The organism is Nocardiopsis synnemataformans, assembly GCF_965343085.1.
Taxonomy (GTDB): Bacteria; Actinomycetota; Actinomycetes; order Streptosporangiales; family Streptosporangiaceae; genus Nocardiopsis; species Nocardiopsis alborubida.
The window spans coordinates 1-668 of record NZ_CBDRFA010000182.1; the positions used below are offsets into that span (position 1 = coordinate 1).

A 668-nucleotide genomic window follows, 5' to 3' on the forward strand; every position below is an offset into this window, starting at 1 on the left:
GCTCCCACTTTCCTCCCAACTTCTCCCAACCCTGGGAGGAACCTGGGTCAGTCCTCCAGGGTGACCCGCACATGGGGGTCTTCGTCGCTGTCGATGACCCAGGTCACCGACGCCACCCGGTACTTTCGGCCGTCGAGCTTGACCCGATCGCCCTGGCGCGGGATGGCCGGGAGGTCGACCTTGTGCTTGAGGTAGCCGTCGACGTGGTCGAAGCGAGTCTGCATAGTTTCCTCCTGCGGGCGTTGACGTGTGGGGGCTGAACCTGAGGTTGCCCACTGCTCATGTGGGCAACCCAGTGGGCAACCTCGGTTCGGCGTGCATTGCTGACTGCTCGTCCTCCATCAACTGTCCGTCATCGCCGGTCTGCGCCAGCAAGAGCGGGCGCTCACCGGTTCTCCAGTTCCCACCACGCGTTGTCGCGGTCCGTCCGGTAGCGGTCCGCCGCCCCACGAACCGAGTCGAGCTTGGCGACCAGCAGGGCGCGGTCCCTTTCCCAGGCCGCGATGATCTGCTCAGGGTCGTCGGCGTGTGCCTCGACCTCGGTGCGGGGGTCGATGTCGGATTCTGAGCGGGCGCGTTCCACGTACCGCTGCAACATGTTGTCCACAAGGGTGCCTCCTGCTCGATGATGCGCCGCGGGTCAGGTGTTGGGCCAGTCCAGGGGGCCC

Annotated in this window: 2 protein-coding genes; both read right to left on the bottom strand. The window is 66.0% G+C overall.

The window, feature by feature from the left end; genetic code table 11:
* Positions 1 to 47: 47 nt before the first annotated feature.
* Complete coding sequence (locus tag ACSIH6_RS39355; protein ID WP_435113984.1) at positions 48 to 224, bottom strand: hypothetical protein; 177 nt, start codon at positions 222 to 224, stop codon at positions 48 to 50.
* Between the two features lie 161 nt (positions 225 to 385).
* A complete protein-coding gene (locus ACSIH6_RS39360; protein WP_435113986.1) occupies positions 386 to 607 on the bottom strand; it encodes a hypothetical protein in 222 nt (73 codons plus the stop codon).
* Positions 608 to 668 lie beyond the last annotated feature (61 nt).

What these genes read in the sequence shown, in the direction of transcription:
- ACSIH6_RS39355 (WP_435113984.1), bottom strand. Translation starts at nt 224, where the DNA reads ATGCAGACTCGCTTCGACCACGTCGACGGCTACCTCAAGCACAAGGTC.